This window comes from Chamaesiphon sp. VAR_48_metabat_135_sub, from assembly GCF_031418915.1.
GTDB lineage: Bacteria > Cyanobacteriota > Cyanobacteriia > Cyanobacteriales > Chamaesiphonaceae > Chamaesiphon.
The window spans coordinates 1-21,348 of record NZ_JANOJV010000165.1; the positions used below are offsets into that span (position 1 = coordinate 1).

Sequence of the window (21,348 nt, forward strand, 5' to 3'; positions counted from 1 at the left end):
GTTCCCCGACGGTTTGCGAAAAGTGCGGTCTTGGGGTTTCCCCGTCTTGTCTCACCTTTTTTGACGGGGAACCCGTCCAAAGGTGAGCCGCAAGTAGAGCACCTTTTCAAGACAGCGGCTTTTTTATTCGGGGGTTCCCCCCGAATAAAAAAGCGGCGCAGTGTGGTCGGGTTCCCCGACCATACAACTGCGACAAGACAACGATTTTGGCGGCGAATCAAGACAGTTGAAAGTTGGAAGTTGAAAGCGAAAAATGTCGTTAATTCAGGTCGAGGTTACGTTCGACAAAGGCAAACTTTACGCCTTGATTTTCAAGATCCGCCAGAATAGAATCGTAGGCTTCTAAATCCCAGAGCGTCCACTTGGCAGTCGCTTGAGGATCTCTACCTGGCAAAATGTGTGGACTAGTTGCTAAAAACTCTTTCAAGCTACGAACAGTCTGCCGCGCGACACTTGGCTCGTGCCAGCGAGGTTGTGCAGCTAGCGTGGCAATTTCTGCCCGCATGGCGGAAGCTAGTACGGCATTTCCTTCAGACTCGGCTTCTTTGAGCAGCTTGCTATAGCCTGTCGTATCTTTATAGATAAAGTTGTCAATCCTGTCTACGCCTAGTTCTGTGGCGATCCGATCGAGTTGGTTTAATAATTGGGGTACTGTTGTCCCATACACTAATCCTTCCGCCTGACTGTCCATTGCAGTGGGAAGTGGGGCGATTTTGCCATGTTCGAGTTCGATCGTCAGCCAGTATGCCATAAAAGTCTCTATCTAGTAACACCACATAGTTATATGGTGCCCAGGCTAGGATCTGAAGTTGCTAATTATCGATCGTGGATGTTGGGAAATTGAGAAATATTTCACTACTGTTGCTGTGCGCAGTATACGCGATCGATAGTCAAATTTAGGCAATATACTACGATCGAGTCTCATCCAATTTAGCTCGAACTGCTTGAATATCTTGCCACATCAACCACTTAGGTTTGCCAACATCTGGAGCGGGATTGCGCAACAAATAGGCTGGATGAAAAATCGGCATACACCATCTTCCTTCCCATTCAATCCAAGTTCCCCTAATTTTGGTAATCCCGTCTTTTTTGCCAGTAATTGCCCGGACTGCGGTTGCACCAGTCAGCAAAATAATTTTTGGATTTACCAACCGGATTTGTTCGAGTAAATAGGGCTTGCAAGCGGCAACTTCGGCGGGTGTGGGCACGCGATTCTCAGGCGGACGACAGCGGACGACATTGCAGATATAGACATCGCGCTCGATCGTTAGTTTAACAGCAGCGAGAATTTTTTCGAGCAATTGACCCGATCGACCGACAAATGGTAAACCTTGTTCGTCTTCATTTTGCCCTGGCCCTTCCCCAATAATCAAGATCGGTGCTTGTTCGTTACCTCTGCCCACAACTGAATTGATGCGCGTATCGCCCAATTCGCAGCGATGGCAAATCTGACAATGGGTAGCGAGTTGACTGATACTAGTATAGGTACCTGGTGGAATCGGAATACTACTAATCGTCGGAATTAGATCGAAGTTGCTGCCCATTGTAGATTCTACAGATGAATCAGCAATGGCTTGACCAAAAATATTTAGTTGGGATTCTGAAGACATGCGGCGATTGAATGAAATGATACTGGGTCTAGAACTTCCAACTATATTAAATCCCAATTATATATTTACGCCACTCCGCATGGGAGCCATTATTGACGTGACTAGCCGCCTCGTAGTGTAAACTGCTATGGGGTCTGCGGGGTTGGGAGGGGAGATATAAATTAGCTTCCTTAGGAGTCCGATTGCCTTTTTTGACATTGCAGCGCATACACGCAGTCACCAGATTTTCCCAACTATTCGTACCGCCACGCGATCGAGGGATAATATGATCTAGGGTCAAGCCATCACCTTTACAACCACAGTATTGACAAGAGTGAAGATCTCGGTTGAGAATATTCCTGCGCGTGAGGGGGATTTCTCGATAAGGCACAGTAACGTAATGCCTGAGGCGAATTACCGTTGGCAGTGGAAAATCTCGGGATAAAAATTTACCATTATGTTCGACCTGTTCTGCCTTCCCTTTGAGCATCAAAATTACCGCACGTCGCCAACCAGTGATGTTGAGCGGCTCGTAGGAAGCATTTAACACCAGCACTTTGCTCATGTCTACTTAAGGATTTGAGACCTAATCTTCCCCTGATGTTAACACAAACTGAATCGAGTGTTGGCGATCGGCAATACACTTGCAAATTGAGATTTTCATCTCTTTCCAACTATTTCGGCAACTGTGCCGTTAGATGGTTGACACTCCCCCCGCTCGGTGAGGTTTCGCTCTCGCTCACTCTCACAAGCGACGTTTTTTGGGGGAAGCTTCCCCCAAAAACGTCGCGCCTAAAAGCAGGGGGATTCTCAGTTCAATGACTCATCTTGCCATCACAGGTTTGCACCAGTAACAGTAGAGGACGAATCTCCCTGAGCGATTCCAATATCTAGTATTGAGGTTCCCACATGCCCTGCGGTACCTATTGCTTTGGTCAATATATTGAGTGCGGCATTATGGTCGCGTCCGAGTTCGCAGCCGCACTGACAAGAGTGAGTGCGGGTAGACAAAGACTTCTTCACAATTACACCACAACTAGAGCATTCTTGGGATGTATAGGCTGGATTCACTGCAACAGTAATCCGCCCAAATATCCGCCCAAATGTTTCTAGCCAAACTCTAAATTGATACCATCCCGCATCAGAAATTGATTTGGCTAAACAATGGTTTTTGACCATGTTTCTCACTCTTAAATCTTCGTAAGCTATCAAGTCGTTAGACTGAACTACGCACCGTGCTAATTTCACAGCATGGTCTTTACGTTGCCGACTTATTTTAAGGTGGATTCTACCTAGCTCGATCCGAGATTTGATGCGATTGTTTGAACCTTTGACTTTGCGTGAAACTAAGCGTTGTGCCCGTTTCATCTTTATTTCACCAGCACGGTAAAATTTAGGGTTTTCAACCTCTAAGCCGTTTGAATCAGTGTAGAAACTGGCAAGTCCAACATCTAACCCAATCGTGTTACCAGTGGCAGGTAAAATCTCTGTACGATCTACAGAAATGCAAAATTGAACATAGTAGCCATCTGCTCTTTTTACCAGCCTCACCCGTTTGATTTGGCAAAGCTGGTAAAAGTTGAGATCGCGAGTACCTTTAAGTTTCAACTTGCCGATACCTTTCCGGTCAGTGAAGGTAATCGATTTGCGGTCATCACTTAATGCCCACCCAGACGTTTTGTATTCAACTGAGCGGTTGTCTTTTTGGAATTGAGGAAAACCCTTCTTGCCAGCAATCTTACCTTTGCAGTTGTCATAAAAACGTTGGATTGATGCCCAAGCACGTTCGGCTGCTGCTTGACGTGCCATCGAATTGAGTTGGCTAGCAAACGAAAACTCTTTAGCCAGCACAGCACAGTATTTGTTAAGGTCGTAACAAGACTTTGCCCCTCCGTCCATCCATAAGCGAATAGCCTTATTTCGGATGAACTGGACAGTCCGAATTGCCTCTTCAACTGCGTTGAACTGGTTAGATTTGCCGTAAGCTTTATACTCAAATACGAGCATCAGGGGTAGTGATTTAGCTATGCTTATGACAAACACAATATCATAAATCAAGGGTTTGAGTAAGGTGATAACATTGTTTAAAAGCGTTAGGCGGCTAAAGCCGCACGAGTCGTCTTTCCTCCGTGCGCTGTTGGTGTAGCCTGCCGTAGGCACAGCGACACGGTTTTCAGACATCCCGCCATCTCCTGATAATTAGATAATGAACCCATTTTTAAAAACCACTTATGTCCATCAAAACTAACCAACTACAGCAACTAAATCCTCTCAGCGTACCCAACCGTCTGTTACTAGGTCCTGGGCCTTGTAACGCTCATCCTACCGTCCTTCAGGCGATGAGTACGACCCCGCTAGGACACCTCGATCCAGCATTTTTACAGATTATGGACGAGATTCAGTCCCTATTGCGATATGCATGGCAAACCGATCATCCTCATACGATTGCCGTCAGCGGTACTGGTTCGGCGGCGATGGAAGCGACAATCGCCAATAGTGTCGAGCCTGGAGATGTGATGCTGATTGGGGTGGCTGGATATTTTGGGAATAGACTGGTAGATATGGCGGGACGTTATGGTGCCGATGTTCGCACGATTTCCCAGCCTTGGGGTCAAAATTTCTCCCTCGAGGAACTCCGCACGGCAATGGCTACTCACCGCCCCAAAATTTTGGGATTGGTTCATGCAGAGACATCGACAGGTTGCCGTCAACCGATTGAGGGTGTGGGCGAATTGTGTCGGGAGTATGACTGTTTGCTACTCCTCGACACCGTAACCAGCCTGGGCGGGGTGCCAATCCATCTGGATGATTGGGGAGTCGATCTGGCTTATAGTTGCTCTCAGAAGGGCTTAGGGTGCGCTCCTGGAGCTTCACCATTTACGATGAGTCCGCGAGCGATGGAAAAATTACTAGCCCGACCAACGAAGGTGCCGAATTGGTATCTGGATATGCTGCTTTTGGGCAAATATTGGGGTGCGGAGCGGATGTATCATCACACCGCACCGATTAATCTCTATTACGGTTTGCGTGAAGCTCTACGCCTGGTGTCAGCAGAAGGCATCGATAATAGCTGGACTCGACACCAATTAAATGTCGAATATCTCTGGTCTAGTTTAGAATCGATCGGGCTAAAAATGCACGTCGAGCAGCAATATCGTTTACCAACGCTGACAACTGTCTGCATTCCTGATGGTGTCGATGGTAAAGCTGTTGCCAAGCAATTATTGCTCGAACATAATATCGAAATTGGTGGCGGTTTGGGTGAACTAGCGGGGAAAGTTTGGCGGGTAGGGTTGATGGGTTACAACAGTCGTAAAGATACTGTCGATCGATTAATTACTGCTTTGAAACAAGTTATCTAGTGAATAACATAAATTGACATCCTCCCGCCACTAATCGGAGTAACGTTCTGGCGGGGGTCTCCTTGGGGTTTAGATGAAATGACAGATCCCCGACTTCTTCAAGAAGTCGGGGATCTTGCCGTAATGCTCGAGTCGATTGTTTTTAAGACTAAAATCTTCATCGTTTGACGAGAATATATGCTTTAGTATATTCAGGCAATTTGCGCGTATAAGCAGCGAAATCTTCCTTGCTGTCGAACACGCCTGCCAAAAAATCTAACTGATGTAAATTAGGTAAAAAAGCACCCCCAGTATCGGCAATAATTCCCATTCGCAACCGTGGTTTGCCATCAACTGAATTTTCCGTCACTACGATTCTACCCAATCCAATATTCAACACATCTCCTGCAAAAGTTACTCCTGGTTTGAGTGAAATTTTCGTCTGAATTGTGCCACCATATCCTTTAATTGCCGCAACAGGCTTAAAATACCAGTACCGCTTTTGTTCGATCGGATCTAAACCTTTAACATAGGGAATATTATTACTGCGATCGACATTAAAAAACTTAGAGGTACCATCGTTAAATTTAATTAACACCGTTCCTTCCATCAATGCCGATTCTAATCCCTCTCGATCGAGATAAGCAAGCGGTTCCACCGCTCCAAATTCGATCCCCTTGGGTTCGTAGATATTTTTCAAGACATCTTGTTTGGTATATTTGAGCCGAATCGTATCAATATCGGTATCTGGTTTGAGGGCGTACAGCCCCGCATTAAACTCCTTGGTAGGAGTGCGAGAGCCTGGATGGGTAAATACGGCATATTTGGTCATCCGTACCCGTTTTTCGTCCTTTACGGTAGGATTAAATGCCGTCCACTGGATCGATCGAAAGTTGGTATTTAAAAACTTCGGATCTTGGAGCCGGATCGATCTTTTCGCTTTGATATCCTGCTGTAAAGTCAACACCATAAAATCCAGAGTTTTGACAATATCTGCGACTTTCACCCCTTGGGTACCTAGAATTCCCTCGCGCTGAAGATCTGGATCGCGATCCAATCGATTCTTAAAATATTTGCGAGTGCTATTCAAAACTACCAGTAAATCTGCGGCATTAAAATTTACCTTAGTATTGGGGAGATTTGCCGCTTTCAAAATCTCGCTACTCTGAGCCATAAATTGAGGTTGCTTTAACTCATCAATCACCTGATAATCACCAATCTGTGCGGGAATAGAAGGATCGATCCAAGGTGTTGGGAATGGTGCAACTTGAGGAACTGCGATCGTCGGTGACGAGACAGTTGGGGTAGCTCTAGTAACAATTGACGAGGGCGAAATCGCAGGTGCTGGAGTAGTCAATGGCGAGGGTAAAATTTCAGGTATCGATTCAGTGACGATCGGGCGAGTACATGCTGTCAACACGATCGATCCAATCCCAACTATTAATCTAAAATATCTCACGCTTAACTTAAATTAACTATAGATCTTGAGTAGCCTGACAGAAATATTGATAATCTATCTGCACTTGGCTAGCATAATTATTAGCATAAATTATAACTTCTTGCTGCCAATCTACATTCCCACCAAAATCGATGAGTGCTTGGGCGATCGCGGCACCCGATTTACCGCTACCATGAAGATGAGCAAAGGCAGTAACTTCACCCATCGTATCGATTAATTGTGCTAGTTCCGCAAGACTAATCTTACCAGGTTTCAGCTCGATCTTATCTTGGGTTGGCTGGAGTTCTCTCAATAAATAACTACCACCATTAAACTCAATTGCTGCTAATAATGCTGGTGGTGCCGATCTAACTAATGATTGAACCCTCATTACTCGTGTTGCTTGATTTTCCCACTCAGGTTGCACTATTGTCAAATATGGTTGTAAGCTAGAAATTGACTGTTGTTTGAAATCGAGTAAATAATTACGATCTGGCGAACCTTTGCCCGCTACTAAAATTAGGTATCGATCGAGTCCCAAGCTGCCCGTGCCTGCAACTCGAAATCCCACATCTAAAACATCAAAGAAGTCTGGATTTACTTGCGTCTTTGCCCAATTGGAGATCGCTTGCCTAACTTGTCGATCTCGATCTTTGCTAATCTCCATAATTTTTTCACCGTCAAATTTTAACTGGCGATGCTCGTCCACTAATTCAGTTCGTTCGTCCAAAAAAGCACTACGTTTACGGCGGTGTAAATCCTCAAGTAGATCGGCTACCATTCCTCTGGCATTATCCTCAACAATTTCTCTAATCCTGCCAGCATTTAGAGCCTTTGTATAACTATTTAGATAAATTTGGGCTAATGTATGAGCATCAGATTGAGTAAAAAGTAAACTGTCTACAGCTAGAAATATACTAGTTAATAATCGAGCGATATCCCAAGCACAAGGAGCAAGTACACCTTCATCGAAATCATTAATTCCAAAATAAATTTGACGGTCATCACCCTTGTAAGCACCAAAATTTTCTAAATGTAGATCGCCACAGATCCAAGTAACTGGAGCTAAATTTAAGATTGAATCTACAGGCAAATCTCGATAAAATAGGTGACACGTTCCTCGAAAGAATGCAAAAGCATTTTTACGCATCTTGGCATATTTTCGAGGTAAGATATCTCGGTCGCGCTGGTTATCGAAGGCTTGAATTAATTGGTAAATATCTCGATCGTTCTGATTGAATAAGCTATTTTTCATAAAACTTATCGCTAGTTTAGATTTTGAAAACCCTAGATAACTAGATTAGCACGAATATTTATAGCACTACGATCGTCTGAAACCTAAAGTCTAAATTCTCAAGTCTAACACCTAATTTATATGCGCTTAATTGGAATTACTGGCGGAATTGGTACGGGCAAAAGTACCGTTACTAACTATTTACAGACACGATATAACTTACCGATTTGGGATGCTGACATCTATGCTCGATCGGCTGTAGCAGTTGGCTCACCAATTTTACAGGCAATTAGCCAGAGGTACGGTAACGATATTTTACAACCGGATGGGACACTCGATCGACACCATTTGGGTGAGATTATCTTCAGCAATCTCCAGGAACGTCATTGGTTAGAAGCTCAAATCCATCCTTATGTGCGTAGCTGCTTTGAGACAGAGATTAGTCGCCTTGCACCAGATGCTACCGCAGTGCTGGCGATTCCCCTACTATTTGAGGCAAAAATGACCGATCTCGTGACAGAGATTTGGGTAGTTAGTTGCGATCGAGCCACTCAATTAAGTCGGATTATGAACCGCGATCGATCGAGTGAGACAGATGCGCAAATGCGAATCGAGAGTCAAATGCCACTTGATGATAAACTAGCCCAGGCAGATGTTAATTTAGATAACTCAACAAATATAACAGATCTCGAAAGACAGATCGATATTAAAATAGCCTCTAACTGGCTATGAACATTCTGGCAAATACAGAAACTGATTAACTCGAACAATCATTTTAAGCTATTGAGATGCACAATAAAAGCCATTTTTAAGCATTTCTGCCAAACAAGTAAAATCGATGTTTACAGGGGTACTGACGACAACGATATGGATAAATATTTATGAGAGAGAGGACTCGATCCAATCGACTGAATCGATGGGCACGACAAACTTTTTTAGTCTGACATTTTGGACATTTACGAATAGCTTTATTTAAACTTTTAGTCAATACTTTCATGGAGTTCGTGAGAAGAGATAGTTTATTTTTTCTGGCAAATTGAGTTTACTATCAAATTTTAGATCTCGATCGCTAGACAAGTTTTTAATAACTTAGCGGCGAATGGTAGCTTTAGAATAGTATGCTTTATAGCTCAATTTTTGGAGTTATTGATTTCCAGAAATCTATCTTAAAACAAATTGGAACGATACACATAAGATATTGACATTAAATACTTGAATTCTGAGAGAAACCGATCTTACTTATCCAGTACTCGGGGCGAAACTAATGTCGGGTATAGAGGAAAAAGAGGGGGATTTATTACCAGCAAAACGGGTTGCGACACTTCGGTAGACTCAGTGCATTGCTTTATCAATTGCCACGGCTGTCGAGAATCGATCGTAGATAATACCCAAAGCATTTGTGTCGCCCTGTCGCAATGCAGTCAAAACTTGAAGATCGGACTCATCAGTCAGCATGGGCTTTAGAAAAACCAGAGAACACCTGAGACCACATAATACCCCATCATTACCCCCCCTGTTACCGACGAAAATAGTCCGAACACACTCAAGATCGTCACGACCCTTAACACAAACCCAGTGGCGTTCCAGAACGCTTCACTGCGAGATTTGACGGCGTATTTTTGTTAGGTTGAGAAGTGTATTTTTGGTGTTCACGATCGAGTTGTTGTGTGAGCAAATAAAAAATCTTTAGTCCTCGAAATAGATGGGACGAGAAGTTTATGAGTTTTCTCTATCATCTATTTTAAAAGCAGACTACCTAGGGCTTTTTCATTGCATCCCCATGACTCATGGTATCCCCACCAGCACATTGCGCGATCGCGAGATCGAGTACGCTACTATACTCAGTTATTTCAGCATTATTCTGAAACTGTTTCAAGATTTTGCCAGTGGCAGAATCGATAATTGCGACTGTAGAAGTTTTAGATTTATTTTCATTGAAAAAGCTAGTCAATCCTAATTTTTTAGCCATTTTCATCGAGGCTTGAGTTTTTTTACTATCACTTACATCAAATACAATAAAGCTAGCTTTGTTACCGTATTGTTGCTTGAGTTGGGAGAGTGTCGGCGCGATATTTTTACAAACAGGACACCAGCTAGCATAGATATCCACAACCATAGGTTTACCCTGCAGTTGCGCTACCAAAGGAGAGATTTCGCCTTTGGCTACCAATGTTGCTGTCACGGGCAACTTAGTAGATGATGTGGATGCAGTCTCGATCGCAGTCACAGATCCAATCGTCGTAGTTGCGAGAGTAACGGCGATCGCTAAGATGGAGGAAGTAGTTAAGAGTTTCATGAAGATAATCGAGCTGCTGTATTGTTATATTGGGTATACAGCCTCAAATCTCGATCGGATTCATCAATCTCTGAATTACTCGATCGATAATCTTCATCTAGTTGGTATAGTTTCACTAACACGAAATATCGATTGCTTTGATTATTTATCGACGGGAGCATCCCACTTTTTATTAATTGCTCGTAGAATAAAGTATCAAGAACCAGTCATCAGGCTATTCAGAGATCGTGTTTATTTTCTCTGTAAGAACTTTAAAAAGTGGGATGCTCCTTCCTCACTTTTATGGTTCTAGATCTAGATTTACCCATCAATACCAGTTGAGATTCCATAATCAGAATTGCTGGCTCTCCCTAGACAGATTCTATAGTACATTACGCCAAAATGCGGTGGCAGAAGTCAGTGGAAACAGACACAATAATAAATGTAGTCTATTGACGACGATAATTACTGTCAAAGATCGTAATTATAATTAGTATTTTCCCAAGAAAAATAAAACTAAATTATGCATATAATTCACTTGGCAAAATATCACTCGCCTCTTCATGGCGGGATGGAAACTCATGTCGAAACTTTGGCAAGAAAGCAAGCTGAATTAGGTGCGAAGGTTGATATTCTCTGCGTCAATGCTTTTAATAAAAATTATCAAGTATCACAGCATACTAAAACTGAAATTACATTTACAGATCTAATCCAAGTCACCAAAGTTTCTCGATGGTTCTCCTTTTTAAAGTTAGATTTTTGCCCATCATTAATTTTTTATATTAGATACTTCTCTAAATTTCCCAACAGTATATTTCACGTCCACACGCCCAATCCGACGATGTTAATTGCGTTGGCAATGATAGGTAGAACCCGTAATTTAGTGATTACCCACCATAGTGATGCCATCCGCCAGCGGCTGCTCAAGTATTTATTTCGGCCGATCGAGCATTTAATTTATCGCCAAGCAGCAATCGTTCTAACTACTAGTCCCAATTATCAAGCAGGCTCGAGATTCCTACGTTTGTATCGCGATCGTCTAGATGTATTGCCGCTAGGGATTGATGTTGCATCCTTTAGCAATCCTTCCGTAAATACGATCGAGGGGGCGCAGCAATTAGAAACAGAGTATGGTGATGTTTTATGGTTGTTCGTAGGACGATTGGTATACTATAAAGCTTTACACATTGCGCTCAAAGCTCTACAGTACGTATCCGGCAAATTGTTAGTTATCGGCACTGGTAAATTGGCGGCGAAACTCCGAAAAACTGCCTGCGAACTCAAAGTTGAGGATCGAGTAATTTGGTGGAAAAATGCTAGCGATGCTGACTTAAAATCGGCTTATCAAGCCGCAACTGCGCTGTGGTTTCCATCGAATATTCGGAGTGAAGCTTTTGGGATGGTGCAAGTTGAAGCAATGGCTAGTGGTTGTCCCACGATTAACTGCAACATTCCTGGTAGTGGTGTCACATGGGTCTGTCGTCACGAACAAGAGGGTTTAACTGTCGAGCGGAACAATCCTCTAGAGTTTGCGGCTGCGGCAAGACGGTTGCTAGAAGAGCCAGGATTGAGAGAACGGCTGTCTGAAGGTGCCAAATTCAGATCTTGGGAATTTACAGATACAGTCATGGCACAGCGCAGCCTGGAGATTTACAGTCGAGTCCTCGCCAATGAAAAATCTCAGTACCAATTGATTGGAGGTCTACGCCCTTCAGCCACTGAGATGATCCTTCCTTCCCGCTCGAAAATCGCAGATAAGTTGTAATTGTTGTCGCTTCAGATCCAGATGTCAAAAGGACATTTTAATGAAAGTTCTCCATTTATATGCAGGCAATCTCTTTGGGGGGATTGAAACTCTTTTAGTTACTTTGGCACGAGAGCGGCATCTGTGCCCAGGAATGGAACCCCAATTTGCCTTGTGTTTTCCAGGGCGGTTAGCTCACGAGTTGATAAGTACAGGAGTGAAAGTACACGAGCTGGGTGCTGTTAAGCTGCGCTATCCGTGGCAGGTGCTCCATGCAAGAGCGCAGTTGCAGGCAGTAATTGAGTCAGAAGCAATTGATGTCGTAATTTGCCACGCTTGTTGGTCTCAAGCTATCTTTGGTACGGTAGTCAAACGACTAGGGAAAAAATTGTACTTTTGGTGTCACGACACCCCTAGTGGTAAAAGCAGCCTAGAGAGATTAGCGAAGTTAGTTCGACCAGATTTTGTAATTGTCAACAGTCATTTTACTGAACAGCATCTTCATTTGCTTTATCCCCATACCCAAAGTCAAGTTATTTATGCTCCGGTTGTACCCACTCAGTTCGAGCATCCCCAAGCAATTCGCCAACAGATCCGGCAGCAATTGGATACCCCCAATGATACGGTGGTGATTACGCAAGTTTCCCGCCTGGAACGGTGGAAGGGACATACTTTATTAATTTCCGCATTAGGATCGATGAAGGATCTGCCAAATTGGGAATGTTGGATTGTAGGTGGAGTGCAGCGGGAGAGTGAACAATCTTATCGACAGGAGCTAGCACAACAGTTACAGGAACTAGGATTAGAACAGCGCGTGCGCTGGTTGGGACAAAGAAATGATGTCCCGCAGGTATTGGCGGCTAGCGATATTTTTTGCCAGCCTAATTTGGGAGCAGAACCTTTTGGGATTGTCTTTATTGAGGCTCTTTATGCTGGCTTGCCTGTTGTAACGGTAAAGATGGGTGGTGGTGGCGAAATTGTGACACCAGAATGTGGTTATGCTGTGCCTCAGGGGGATGTCATGGCGGTAAAGATGGCTCTGGAAGATTTAGTCAAAAATCCCGTTCATCGTCATCAGTTACAGGTAGCCGCGAAGGCTAGAGCGCGTGATTTGTGCGATCCGCAACGTCAGATCGATCGACTCAGGGCAATATTACAGCATTTCTCTCTGTAGCGTTCGAGCTAATGTATTCTTCAACTTCATCAGCTCCATAACTTATTTAAAGTCAAATCGGAATGATTATTGAAAATCGGAAAATATATGTCTCACATTGCTGGATTGCTTAAAACTGAATATCTTTATCAGCCCAAATATTTACTTGCTAGAATCAAACAAGAATTACATTTTGGCAACTCAGATCGATCGAGTGGAGCTAGTGATTTTGATTTACCTTGGGGACTGACGATTACAGCAGATCGGCAGGAAGAACATGGTAAGATTCTCGCCACCCTGGGAATTATCGATCTCAGTGTCACCGAGGCAATTTGGAGATTATTAAAACCAGGTAATACTTTTCTAGATGTCGGGGCAAATATTGGTTATATGACTTCTGTCGCGATCGCGCGACTAGAGAGTTTTAATGGTCTCAGTGGCAGAGTTATCGCCTTTGAACCGCATCCCGATATTTATCGTGATTTAACGGCTAATGTCGATCGATGGCGTTCTCAACCAGTCAAAACCGAAGTTACTTTAGAACGGCTTGCTTTATCGAATGAAACCGGATTTGCTACATTAGAGATACCGAGAGAATTTAAAAGCAATAGAGGTCTATCACATGTGGTGTCAGCCTCTAGCAATTTAAACGATCTCAATATCAAATATCCATCAAAACAATCTGCACAAAAAATACCTATTCAATGTCGGAGACTCGATGATTATTGGTCTGCTGATAATTCGATCGATCTGATGAAGGTAGATGTAGAAGGTCATGAATTAGCTGTTTTTGAAGGAGCATCTCGTTGTCTGAGTCTTCGTCAGATTAGACACATTTTATTTGAAGACCACGAGCATTATCCTAATCAAGTTACTAATTTTTTAGAAAGTAAAGGTTATACGATCTTGGCGATCGATAGAAAATTATTCAGCCCGAAAATAGTCGAGCCTTATCATCTCAATCTTGTGTCGTGGTTGCCGAATAGTTATTTGGCAACTTGCAAACCACAAGATGTATTTAAGTCTTTTGAAAGATCGAGATATCAGATCTTCGATCGTTAACATCAATTATTTTCATCAAAATAGAGATGTACTTTGATTTTTATTAAATGTAAAATACATGGTTAATAGATTAACAATCGATCGAGCATTAAGTAGTGAAGGTAAAAGTAACGAAGCAATTTACGAGACAGTAGCTCGACTAGTAGGAAATAAGGTTGGTAGATCGATCGACGTGGGTTGTGGTCGAGGCCATCTCCATAATTTTTTAGATTTGAGCAAGCAGGAATATATTGGAGTGGATATTATTCGTTATCTTGATTTTCCTGAAAAATACCAATTTATTCAGTCAAATTTAGATACTTATTGCATCGATGTATCAGATAACTATGCCGATATCACCTGTTCCCTAGAAACGATCGAGCATTTAGAAAATCCACGTGCTTTTATGCGGGAGCTATTCAGAATCACTAAACCAGGGGGATTGTTAATTGTGACGACACCCAATCAACTGAGTTTGCTCAGTAAGCTGACACTAATTTTTAAAAACCAGTTCAACGCTTTTCAAGCAGCTCCTGGCTGCTACCCAGCACATATTACTGCTCTATTAGAAATAGATTTAATTCGCATTGCTGCGGAATGTCAACTTACCTCGATCGAGATTCACTATCCAAATCATGGTAGAATTCCGGCTACTAGTTATGCTTGGCCACAGTGGCTAGGATTTCGCGGTAGACTGTTTAGTGATAATGCAATCTTATCAGCCCTAAAGCCCGTAAATGTTTCCAAATAATCGCTCTGACGAATGGAACTGGGTACATAATTTTCTCGCTATCCAGTTTATCTTACAATTACTCCTGCTTGTACCTATACTAGGGGCAATTCGTCCTATATTCAGAGTTGCTACTTTTGGGTTGAGTATTTATCTGGTAATCTCTAACATTTCTCAGCGCGGAATCAAACACCCCGCGAAGGTGTCAGTATGTAGTATTTTCTTAATTCTATTTACTTCCCTGTTTTTTAATTCTCATCTGAACACTATTCCAGCGGGAGTAGCACAGATTGCGATGTATTTGGCGATTTTGGGACCTATATTTTGGGCGAGTAAAATCTTCTTGTCAGTTCAAGGTTTTCGGAATCTAGTAACGATCCTGTGGCTGTTTCAATCGATGAGTTCATTTTTTGGTCTCCTCCAGATCTACTTTCCCGAACAGTTTCAGTTTCAACTATCATCGGTCATTCAGAATAGTACCTACGGTGGCGAAAATCTCAAAATTATCCTCAGCAATGGCTTGTCCATATATCGTCCAATGGGGTTAACTGACACTCCTGGTAGTGCAGCAGTAGCTGGATTTTATACGGTATTGTTAGGTTTAGCTTTTTTCCTTGAAAGTAAAAATTGGTGGTTGAAGGGATTGGGAATTTTGAGCAGTTTTGTGGGTTTTTTCTGCATCTATTTATCCCAGGTGCGAATTATGCTGATTACTACTTGTGTCTGCGTGTCGATCTTACTAGTAATTTTATTTTGGAGTAAAAACTTCAAACGCGCTTTTGCGCTACTGGGAATTATTCAGCCATTAATCGTAGGTACGTTTGCTTGGGCAATTGCTGTAGGCGGTAAATCCACAGAAGCTCGAACTCTATCTTTGTTTGCGGGAAGTACAGACCAAATTTATCAGCAAAATCGGGGACATTTTTTCCAAGAGACAATCGATGTGCTCTTACCTCAATATCCTTTCGGTGCGGGATTGGGTCGGTGGGGGATGATGAATAGTTATTTTGGTAAAAATGGTAATCCATTTACCGATTTAATCTGGGTTGAAATTCAATGGACTGGTTGGCTACTGGATGGGGGCGTACCCCTAATTATTGCCTATTGTCTGGCAATCGGGTCGGTATGCTATTTCGCCTTTAAGACAGCCTTTAGAAAGCAAATGGGGACACTCCCGATTTGGAGCGCGGTTATATTTGCCTATAATATGGGAACGATCTTGATTACTTTTAACTACCCAGTTTTTATTTCCCAAACAGGAATGGAGTTTTGGTTGCTGAATACAGCATTGATTGTTGCTGTGATGACCGAGAGCTGGAGAGTACGAAATCAATATCTTCTAGCAGGTGAAACTACTCCACCTCTAATGATTGAAGGGGCGCGTCCGAGAATGCGAATTCCAAATAAATATCTTCTAGCAGGTAACACTACTCCACCTCTAATGATTGAAGGTGACACTACTCCACTTCTCATGATTGAAGGGGAGCGTCCAAAAATGCGAGATCCAGACGAAAATCAGTAATGCTTCATGATGCTCGCAGGGTTTCCAGCAATCAAAACTCTCCCAGTCGAATTAGTGGAACCAGAAAACTGATTAAACTTACCATTCCGATCATTTCTAAACTTGATTTAGCAAATCAGCGATCCGACTAGCTACTCGCCTCAAACTATGCTGGCTATACCATTGATAAGCATTATTGGCGATTGTCTGTGCTAAATTAACATCGATTATTCCATCTGAACCTGGGATCGCTAAGTAATGCTTATTATATTCTAGTCCATCTATATTTACGCCCAAGTTACGATCGTCGAATACTGACAACATTTGATGAGCACAGTAAGCGGCAAAAATACCTGACTTGGCAAGATAGGGGATAGAGTAGTTGATAAAACCAACCTGGGCACAACTGAAGATCTGGGAGATTTCTGCTGTTGATAAAGTTCCCATCGCATGAATTTTTACGCCTGGTACAGGTCGGACAATTGTTGATGAATTGTGACCGATATCATAAATTTTTCGAAGATCTAGTTGCTGACAAACTCTAGTGAGTCGATCGAGAGAATCTGTATAAATAGACTGACGGAGACTTGAATTTCCAAAAGTAACTAACCACGGCTGACGTTCGGTGAGTGGTAGCGGCGATCGATTTTCGCCAACATTAGAAAATATTGGTAAAATATCGATCTTGCCATCATGCTTATTCGTCAATTCTTGAATCAGATTGGCAAACAATTGATTGCTAGTGATAACAATATCGCCTAAATCGGCGAGATCCTGAGCAATCTGACGTTGAATTGGCGATGTCCAAAACTGACTACTCCAAGGTCGATCGGATGTTGCATACACTTCGTGAAACATGATTACCAATCGTCTTGATGATTTTGCGGCTTTCCATTTGCTCAAAGCTGCCACTAGCCAGAGCGGACAACCTCTACGAGCATAACCATAACCAACATAGTGTAGTAATATGGTATCAATATGTCCAGATCGAGTGAGTATCGTTAACAGTGAATCCCTAGATCGCTGTGGTAGCTGAATTGCACTTAAATCTCCCTGTTCAGAGGCGATCGGTTTCAGCGGATCGCAGGCGATAAACTTCGTCAAGATGCCGTGTCGATCGGCTAAAGCTTTAGACAATAGATGAGCATAGTCCCCCACTCCGTCTATAGCAGGAGGTAGTCTAGGCACGATCGAGAGGATTGTTTGCATCGGCTTGGACGATCGGAGTTTTTCAATTATGCCTGAAAAATTGCAACGGATCTAGATTTTGAAGGTAGCCTTGGCAAGAGATGTGACAATTTAGCTTTATATATCAACAAATTCTCCATGAATAATTCATTTCTAATTGTTGCATCAGATTTTGTCAAAACTGGGGGAATGGATCGTGCTAATTACGGACTGGCTGAATACATTGCACATCAAGGTAACAATCTCCATCTTGTTGCCTATCGAGTAGATGATGCTTTGGCAGAAATTCCGAATGTATCCGTTCACTATGTACCGAAACCCTTAAATTCTTATTCTTTAGGTGCCCCACTATTGGGTATAAAGGCTTTAGCTCTTGCCCAGCGATTAAGTAACCAGGGAAATTTGCGGGTAATTGTTAATGGTGGTAACTGCCCTTGGGCTGATATTAACTGGGTACATTACGTTCATGCTGCCGATCGTACCGAAAATAAAAGTAGTCTGGTAGCTAGGTTGAAAAAACAGCTCGATCGTCAAATTGCCCTCAGAACCGAAAAAATTGCCCTCCAACGATCGAGAATAGCCATCGCCAACTCTGTTTTAACCCAAAAACATCTGATCGGTTTGCTCGATCTCGAACCCAGCAAAACCCAGACGATTTACTATGGGATCGACCCAACTGTTTTTTACCCAGCAAAGATGGCAGAACGGCAATCCTTACGGCTTGAATATGGTTGGGATATCAATCGACCAATTGTCACTTTTATCGGTGCTCTAGGCGATCGTCGCAAGGGTTTTGACAGTGTATTCTCGGCATGGCAACAACTCTGTCAAGATCCGCAGTGGGATGCCCAATTAGTCGTTATCGGCGTAGGTAGCGAACTACCCTTATGGGAACAACGAACTCAAGCGGCGGGATTGGTTGACAGGATCGAGTTTTTAGGTTTTCGTAGCGATGTCCCCCAGATTTTACGCGCGGCGGATTGTTTGGTAGCACCGACTCGCTATGAAGCTTATGGATTGGGGGTACATGAGGCTCTGTGTTGTGGTTTGCCAGCGATTACTAGTGCAACGGCAGGTGTCGCAGAACGCTATTCCGCCGAATTACAAGATTTACTCCTTCCCGATCCTAATAATGTACCGGATCTAGTCGATCGATTGACGCAATGGCACCACCAGCAAGAGTACTATCGATCGCCAGCCATTGCACTATCGGAGTCTTTGCGCCGTTATACTTGGGATGATATGGCACGAGAGATTTTCAATATTATTGCCTGATGAAACTAGGAATCGTCTGTGACTACGATGAAGAAGGTTGGGTGAGTATGAATATCTGCGCCCAAATGTTGCATGATGGTTTATTAAACAGCAATTCAGGCATCTATCCAGCACAGATTCGCCCCGATTTTCACTGGCGATTCAAATACCTGAATTCTGTAATTGGGAAACACAAAAGCTTTAATGCCGATCGATTTATCAATCGGTACTGGGAATATCCCCGCCATCTCCGATCGTGCCGACAAAATTACGATCTATTCCATATCGCCGATCATTCTTATGCTCACCTAGTTCACAGTTTACCTGCCGATCGCACTGGCGTTTTTTGTCACGATATCGATGCCTTTCGATCGATCTTCGAGCCGGAATTATATACTGGAACTCGAAGTTATCGCGAGATATCAAAACAGATTTTGAGTGGGATGCAAAAAGCCGCGATCGTATTTTACACTACTAATACAGTGCGCCAACAGATCGAAAAATATCAACTCGTCGAGCCTACGCGGTTGGTAGCTGCGCCCTTAGGAGTGTCTCCAGAATATCAAATCTTCCCCATTTTGGACGATCCGATCGCCTCTGAACTCACCCAAAAACTCCAGGGAAAGCCCTATATCATGCATGTTGGTAGCTGCATTCCTCGCAAGCGAATTGATGTCCTATTAAGCGTTTTTGCACAACTACGCGATCGACTGCCAGAATTATTACTAGTCAAAGTAGGCGGAGAATGGAGTCAATCGCAACGACAACAAATCACCGATTTAAACATTAGGGAAAATATTTTTCACATCACCAATGTACCTAATCAGACGATTGCCGCTCTATACCAACAAGCCGCGATCGTGATGATTACTAGTGAATTGGAAGGCTTTGGATTACCAATTATCGAAGCTCTTGCTTGTGGATCGCTAGCGATCGCTAGTGATATTCCGGCACTGCGGGAGGTAGGTGGCGATGCGGTTATTTATTGTCCGGTAGGAGATATTTATACTTGGGTCGATCGGGCACATCGGGCGATTATAACACCAGATTTTGCGCCAATATTATCATCGAGACTCAGGCAATCAGCATTATATAGTTGGGAAAAACACGCCCAATCTGTAATGGCAGCCTATCTTAAAATAGCCCAATGAAAATCATTTTCCTGAATGCTTCAAGTCAATTAGGTGGTGCAGAGCGATGTTTGATTGACAATATTTTTGGAATTCGACAAGAATTACCGACCGCCGAAATCTTTGTCATAATTACGGCAGCTAGTGGCGCGATCGTTAACGAATTGCAGCCTTTAGATGTCCAAGTTATCCTGTTACCATTACCCGATCGAATTGCTCGGCTAGGTGATAGTAGCTTCGATCCCCAGAAAATATTTGTTAATTTATTTCGGTTATTTACACCTATTAATGAATTATTAAATTACTGGCATCAGCTCAGAAATACAGTTGCAGATATTAATCCAGACTTAATTCATTCTAATAGTTTCAAAACTCATTTACTAGGATCGAGTTTAAGATTGCCTCAGCCAATAATTTGGCATTTGCATGACTTTATTAGCGATCGATTATTGATGAAACGATTACTACATTTTGTTAAGCACGAAAATATTTGGGCAATCGCCAATAGTAAATCTACTAAAGATGATTGGCATAATATTTTTCCACGATTACCGATTAAGGTGATTTACAACGTGGTGGATATCGATCGGTTTGCTCCCGATTCTGGTTTGAGAGCGACAATCCCGAGCGATAATCCCGATCTAATCAAAGTTGGTTTAGTGGCTACCTATGCACGGTGGAAAGGTCATGATATCTTCTTACAGTCGATCGCACATCTCGTCCAACATCACCCCCAGTCGAGCGCAAAAGTTAGATTCTATATTGTCGGTGGGGCGATCTATGAAACCGCTCGATCTCAATACTCGCGCTCGGAATTAGTACAACTTACTCGCGATCTAAATATTGAAGACTGGGTAGAATTTATCGACTTTCGATCGGACATTGAATCGATCTATAATTCTCTCGATATCGTCGTTCATGCTAGTACCAAACCAGAACCATTTGGGCGAACGATCGTCGAAGCAATGGCGTGTGAGAAAGCAGTAATTGTGGCTAACGCGGGCGGCGCGGCGGAGTTATTTACCCACGAGCGAGATGCACTCGGCGTAACGCCTGGCAATCCTCACGATCTAGCTGATGCAATTTGGGATTTAATTGAGTCACCAACAAAAAGGTCGGCAATTGGTACCGCAGCACGGCAAACTGTAGTCGAGAGGTTTAATCGCGATCGCTTAGGAGCAGAACTAGTAGATATATATACACAAATGCTTTAGGAATTCCCAACCAAAAAATCATTCCAGATTTAGCGATTTGCGGTATAACTTACCCTCGAAATTTAGAGTAGTAGCAATTTATAAATTACCCCTACTCTAAATTTCAGGTATTCTCTCTAGAGCAAATCATACATCAATTCAGCAACGCCAGACGTTTAATCGTCTAGGTCTTGGCGTTCTAACCGTGCAACACGACGACTCAATCGACGGGTTTTACGTTCGTTATTCAACAAATCGAAGTTCAGATCGTCTACAAAGTTTTGGTGCGCGGTAAACGTGCTACGGATGATAACAGATACAGCACCCTCGACACTATCGATCCGATGACGTAGGCTGGCAATATCTTCTCGGGCAGCATTGACGCTCTGCTCAATCCCAGAAACCTTCTGCTCGATGCCAGAAACCTTCTGCTCGATGCCAGAAACCTTCTGCTCAATCCCAGAAACCTTCTGCTCGATGCCAGAAACCTTCTGCTCGATGCCAGAAACCTTCTGCTCAATCCCAGAAACCTTCTGC

The 21,348-nt window shown here is 43.1% G+C and carries 19 protein-coding genes and 1 pseudogene; 10 read left to right on the plus strand and 10 right to left on the minus strand.

Features of this window, described 5'->3' with window-relative positions; translation table 11 throughout:
* Nucleotides 1–259 precede the first annotated feature (259 nt).
* From RMO55_RS11815 to RMO55_RS11830, 4 genes are all read right to left on the minus strand, one after another.
* Entirely contained in the window at nucleotides 260–751 is a 492-nt protein-coding gene (locus tag RMO55_RS11815) for a hypothetical protein (protein WP_310426758.1), read from the minus strand.
* A gap of 157 nt (nucleotides 752–908) precedes the next feature.
* Complete coding sequence (locus RMO55_RS11820; RefSeq protein ID WP_310426759.1) at nucleotides 909–1,610, minus strand: uracil-DNA glycosylase; 702 nt, start codon at nucleotides 1,608–1,610, stop codon at nucleotides 909–911.
* A 46-nt stretch (nucleotides 1,611–1,656) separates the two neighbouring features.
* Nucleotides 1,657–2,154 carry an HNH endonuclease gene (locus RMO55_RS11825; RefSeq protein ID WP_310426761.1) on the minus strand — a complete coding sequence of 166 codons (498 nt, stop codon included), beginning with the start codon at nucleotides 2,152–2,154 and terminating at the stop codon, nucleotides 1,657–1,659.
* Nucleotides 2,155–2,423: 269 nt separating this feature from the next.
* Nucleotides 2,424–3,596 carry an RNA-guided endonuclease InsQ/TnpB family protein gene (locus RMO55_RS11830; protein WP_396134277.1) on the minus strand — a complete coding sequence of 391 codons (1,173 nt, stop codon included), beginning with the start codon at nucleotides 3,594–3,596 and terminating at the stop codon, nucleotides 2,424–2,426.
* A gap of 224 nt (nucleotides 3,597–3,820) precedes the next feature.
* Between RMO55_RS11830 and RMO55_RS11835 the strand changes: the two genes are divergently transcribed.
* Complete coding sequence (locus RMO55_RS11835; RefSeq protein ID WP_310426764.1) at nucleotides 3,821–4,951, plus strand: alanine--glyoxylate aminotransferase family protein; 1,131 nt, start codon at nucleotides 3,821–3,823, stop codon at nucleotides 4,949–4,951.
* 157 nt (nucleotides 4,952–5,108) lie between these two features.
* Here RMO55_RS11835 and RMO55_RS11840 read toward each other — a convergent pair whose 3' ends face one another.
* Together RMO55_RS11840 and RMO55_RS11845 are read right to left on the minus strand one after the other, a co-directional pair.
* The gene (locus RMO55_RS11840) at nucleotides 5,109–6,389 is read right to left on the minus strand and encodes a hypothetical protein (protein WP_310426766.1); all 1,281 of its coding nucleotides are present in this window, start codon (nucleotides 6,387–6,389) and stop codon (nucleotides 5,109–5,111) included.
* 16 nt (nucleotides 6,390–6,405) lie between these two features.
* Nucleotides 6,406–7,623: a DUF2252 family protein gene (locus RMO55_RS11845; RefSeq protein WP_310426768.1), complete on the minus strand. Its 1,218-nt coding sequence runs from the start codon at nucleotides 7,621–7,623 to the stop codon at nucleotides 6,406–6,408.
* A gap of 120 nt (nucleotides 7,624–7,743) precedes the next feature.
* Here RMO55_RS11845 and coaE point away from each other — a divergent pair, with 120 nt between their 5' ends.
* Nucleotides 7,744–8,334: a dephospho-CoA kinase gene (gene coaE, locus RMO55_RS11850; RefSeq protein WP_310426769.1), complete on the plus strand. Its 591-nt coding sequence runs from the start codon at nucleotides 7,744–7,746 to the stop codon at nucleotides 8,332–8,334.
* A gap of 600 nt (nucleotides 8,335–8,934) precedes the next feature.
* Here the strand turns inward: coaE and RMO55_RS11855 are convergent.
* Both RMO55_RS11855 and RMO55_RS11860 read right to left on the minus strand, forming a co-directional pair.
* Nucleotides 8,935–9,057, minus strand: a complete 123-nt coding sequence (locus tag RMO55_RS11855; protein WP_310426770.1) for a hypothetical protein — start codon at nucleotides 9,055–9,057, stop codon at nucleotides 8,935–8,937.
* Between the two features lie 301 nt (nucleotides 9,058–9,358).
* Nucleotides 9,359–9,898 carry a thioredoxin domain-containing protein gene (locus RMO55_RS11860; protein ID WP_310426771.1) on the minus strand — a complete coding sequence of 180 codons (540 nt, stop codon included), beginning with the start codon at nucleotides 9,896–9,898 and terminating at the stop codon, nucleotides 9,359–9,361.
* A gap of 502 nt (nucleotides 9,899–10,400) precedes the next feature.
* Here RMO55_RS11860 and RMO55_RS11865 point away from each other — a divergent pair.
* From RMO55_RS11865 to RMO55_RS11885, 5 genes are all read left to right on the plus strand, one after another.
* Nucleotides 10,401–11,642 (plus strand): glycosyltransferase, encoded by a 1,242-nt coding sequence (locus RMO55_RS11865; RefSeq protein ID WP_310426772.1) that lies wholly within the window; start codon nucleotides 10,401–10,403, stop codon nucleotides 11,640–11,642.
* 40 nt (nucleotides 11,643–11,682) lie between these two features.
* Nucleotides 11,683–12,795, plus strand: a complete 1,113-nt coding sequence (locus RMO55_RS11870; protein WP_310426773.1) for a glycosyltransferase — start codon at nucleotides 11,683–11,685, stop codon at nucleotides 12,793–12,795.
* Between the two features lie 87 nt (nucleotides 12,796–12,882).
* A complete protein-coding gene (locus RMO55_RS11875) occupies nucleotides 12,883–13,836 on the plus strand; it encodes an FkbM family methyltransferase (RefSeq protein WP_310426774.1) in 954 nt (317 codons plus the stop codon).
* A gap of 58 nt (nucleotides 13,837–13,894) precedes the next feature.
* Nucleotides 13,895–14,566 (plus strand): methyltransferase domain-containing protein, encoded by a 672-nt coding sequence (locus RMO55_RS11880; protein ID WP_310426776.1) that lies wholly within the window; start codon nucleotides 13,895–13,897, stop codon nucleotides 14,564–14,566.
* Nucleotides 14,553–16,067, plus strand: coding sequence for a hypothetical protein (locus RMO55_RS11885; RefSeq protein WP_310426778.1), 1,515 nt, complete (start codon nucleotides 14,553–14,555; stop codon nucleotides 16,065–16,067). The genes RMO55_RS11880 and RMO55_RS11885 overlap by 14 nt, the downstream gene beginning before the upstream one ends.
* Before the next feature lie 96 nt (nucleotides 16,068–16,163).
* Here the strand turns inward: RMO55_RS11885 and RMO55_RS11890 are convergent, their stop codons facing one another.
* A complete protein-coding gene (locus RMO55_RS11890) occupies nucleotides 16,164–17,255 on the minus strand; it encodes a glycosyltransferase family 1 protein (RefSeq protein WP_310426779.1) in 1,092 nt (363 codons plus the stop codon).
* Nucleotides 17,256–17,372: 117 nt separating this feature from the next.
* On the opposite strand from RMO55_RS11890, the gene RMO55_RS11895 reads away from it, so the two are divergent.
* From RMO55_RS11895 to RMO55_RS11905, 3 genes are read left to right on the plus strand one after another with little or no spacing between them, the layout of a single operon-like run.
* Nucleotides 17,373–18,509: a glycosyltransferase family 4 protein gene (locus RMO55_RS11895; protein WP_310426781.1), complete on the plus strand. Its 1,137-nt coding sequence runs from the start codon at nucleotides 17,373–17,375 to the stop codon at nucleotides 18,507–18,509.
* Nucleotides 18,509–19,639, plus strand: coding sequence for a glycosyltransferase (locus tag RMO55_RS11900; RefSeq protein ID WP_310426783.1), 1,131 nt, complete (start codon nucleotides 18,509–18,511; stop codon nucleotides 19,637–19,639). Before RMO55_RS11895 ends, RMO55_RS11900 begins: the two co-directional genes overlap by 1 nt.
* Nucleotides 19,636–20,832: a glycosyltransferase family 4 protein gene (locus tag RMO55_RS11905; protein ID WP_310426785.1), complete on the plus strand. Its 1,197-nt coding sequence runs from the start codon at nucleotides 19,636–19,638 to the stop codon at nucleotides 20,830–20,832. Before RMO55_RS11900 ends, RMO55_RS11905 begins: the two co-directional genes overlap by 4 nt.
* Before the next feature lie 155 nt (nucleotides 20,833–20,987).
* Here RMO55_RS11905 and RMO55_RS11910 read toward each other — a convergent pair.
* A pseudogene (locus RMO55_RS11910) lies at nucleotides 20,988–21,348 on the minus strand (hypothetical protein); the annotation flags it as partial.

Bases quoted from the DNA above. Each gene is read 5' to 3' on its own strand.
- RMO55_RS11815 (WP_310426758.1), bottom strand. From the start codon at position 751: ATGGCATACTGGCTGACGATCGAACTCGAACATGGCAAAATCGCCCCA.
- RMO55_RS11820 (WP_310426759.1), bottom strand. From the start codon at position 1,610: ATGTCTTCAGAATCCCAACTAAATATTTTTGGTCAAGCCATTGCTGAT.
- RMO55_RS11825 (WP_310426761.1), bottom strand. From the start codon at position 2,154: ATGAGCAAAGTGCTGGTGTTAAATGCTTCCTACGAGCCGCTCAACATC.
- RMO55_RS11830 (WP_396134277.1), bottom strand. From the start codon at position 3,596: ATGCTCGTATTTGAGTATAAAGCTTACGGCAAATCTAACCAGTTCAAC.
- RMO55_RS11835 (WP_310426764.1), top strand. From the start codon at position 3,821: ATGTCCATCAAAACTAACCAACTACAGCAACTAAATCCTCTCAGCGTA.
- RMO55_RS11845 (WP_310426768.1), bottom strand. From the start codon at position 7,623: ATGAAAAATAGCTTATTCAATCAGAACGATCGAGATATTTACCAATTA.
- coaE (WP_310426769.1), top strand. From the start codon at position 7,744: ATGCGCTTAATTGGAATTACTGGCGGAATTGGTACGGGCAAAAGTACC.
- RMO55_RS11855 (WP_310426770.1), bottom strand. From the start codon at position 9,057: ATGCTGACTGATGAGTCCGATCTTCAAGTTTTGACTGCATTGCGACAG.
- RMO55_RS11860 (WP_310426771.1), bottom strand. From the start codon at position 9,898: ATGAAACTCTTAACTACTTCCTCCATCTTAGCGATCGCCGTTACTCTC.
- RMO55_RS11865 (WP_310426772.1), top strand. From the start codon at position 10,401: ATGCATATAATTCACTTGGCAAAATATCACTCGCCTCTTCATGGCGGG.
- RMO55_RS11870 (WP_310426773.1), top strand. From the start codon at position 11,683: ATGAAAGTTCTCCATTTATATGCAGGCAATCTCTTTGGGGGGATTGAA.
- RMO55_RS11875 (WP_310426774.1), top strand. From the start codon at position 12,883: ATGTCTCACATTGCTGGATTGCTTAAAACTGAATATCTTTATCAGCCC.
- RMO55_RS11880 (WP_310426776.1), top strand. From the start codon at position 13,895: ATGGTTAATAGATTAACAATCGATCGAGCATTAAGTAGTGAAGGTAAA.
- RMO55_RS11885 (WP_310426778.1), top strand. From the start codon at position 14,553: ATGTTTCCAAATAATCGCTCTGACGAATGGAACTGGGTACATAATTTT.
- RMO55_RS11890 (WP_310426779.1), bottom strand. From the start codon at position 17,255: ATGCAAACAATCCTCTCGATCGTGCCTAGACTACCTCCTGCTATAGAC.
- RMO55_RS11895 (WP_310426781.1), top strand. From the start codon at position 17,373: ATGAATAATTCATTTCTAATTGTTGCATCAGATTTTGTCAAAACTGGG.
- RMO55_RS11900 (WP_310426783.1), top strand. From the start codon at position 18,509: ATGAAACTAGGAATCGTCTGTGACTACGATGAAGAAGGTTGGGTGAGT.
- RMO55_RS11905 (WP_310426785.1), top strand. From the start codon at position 19,636: ATGAAAATCATTTTCCTGAATGCTTCAAGTCAATTAGGTGGTGCAGAG.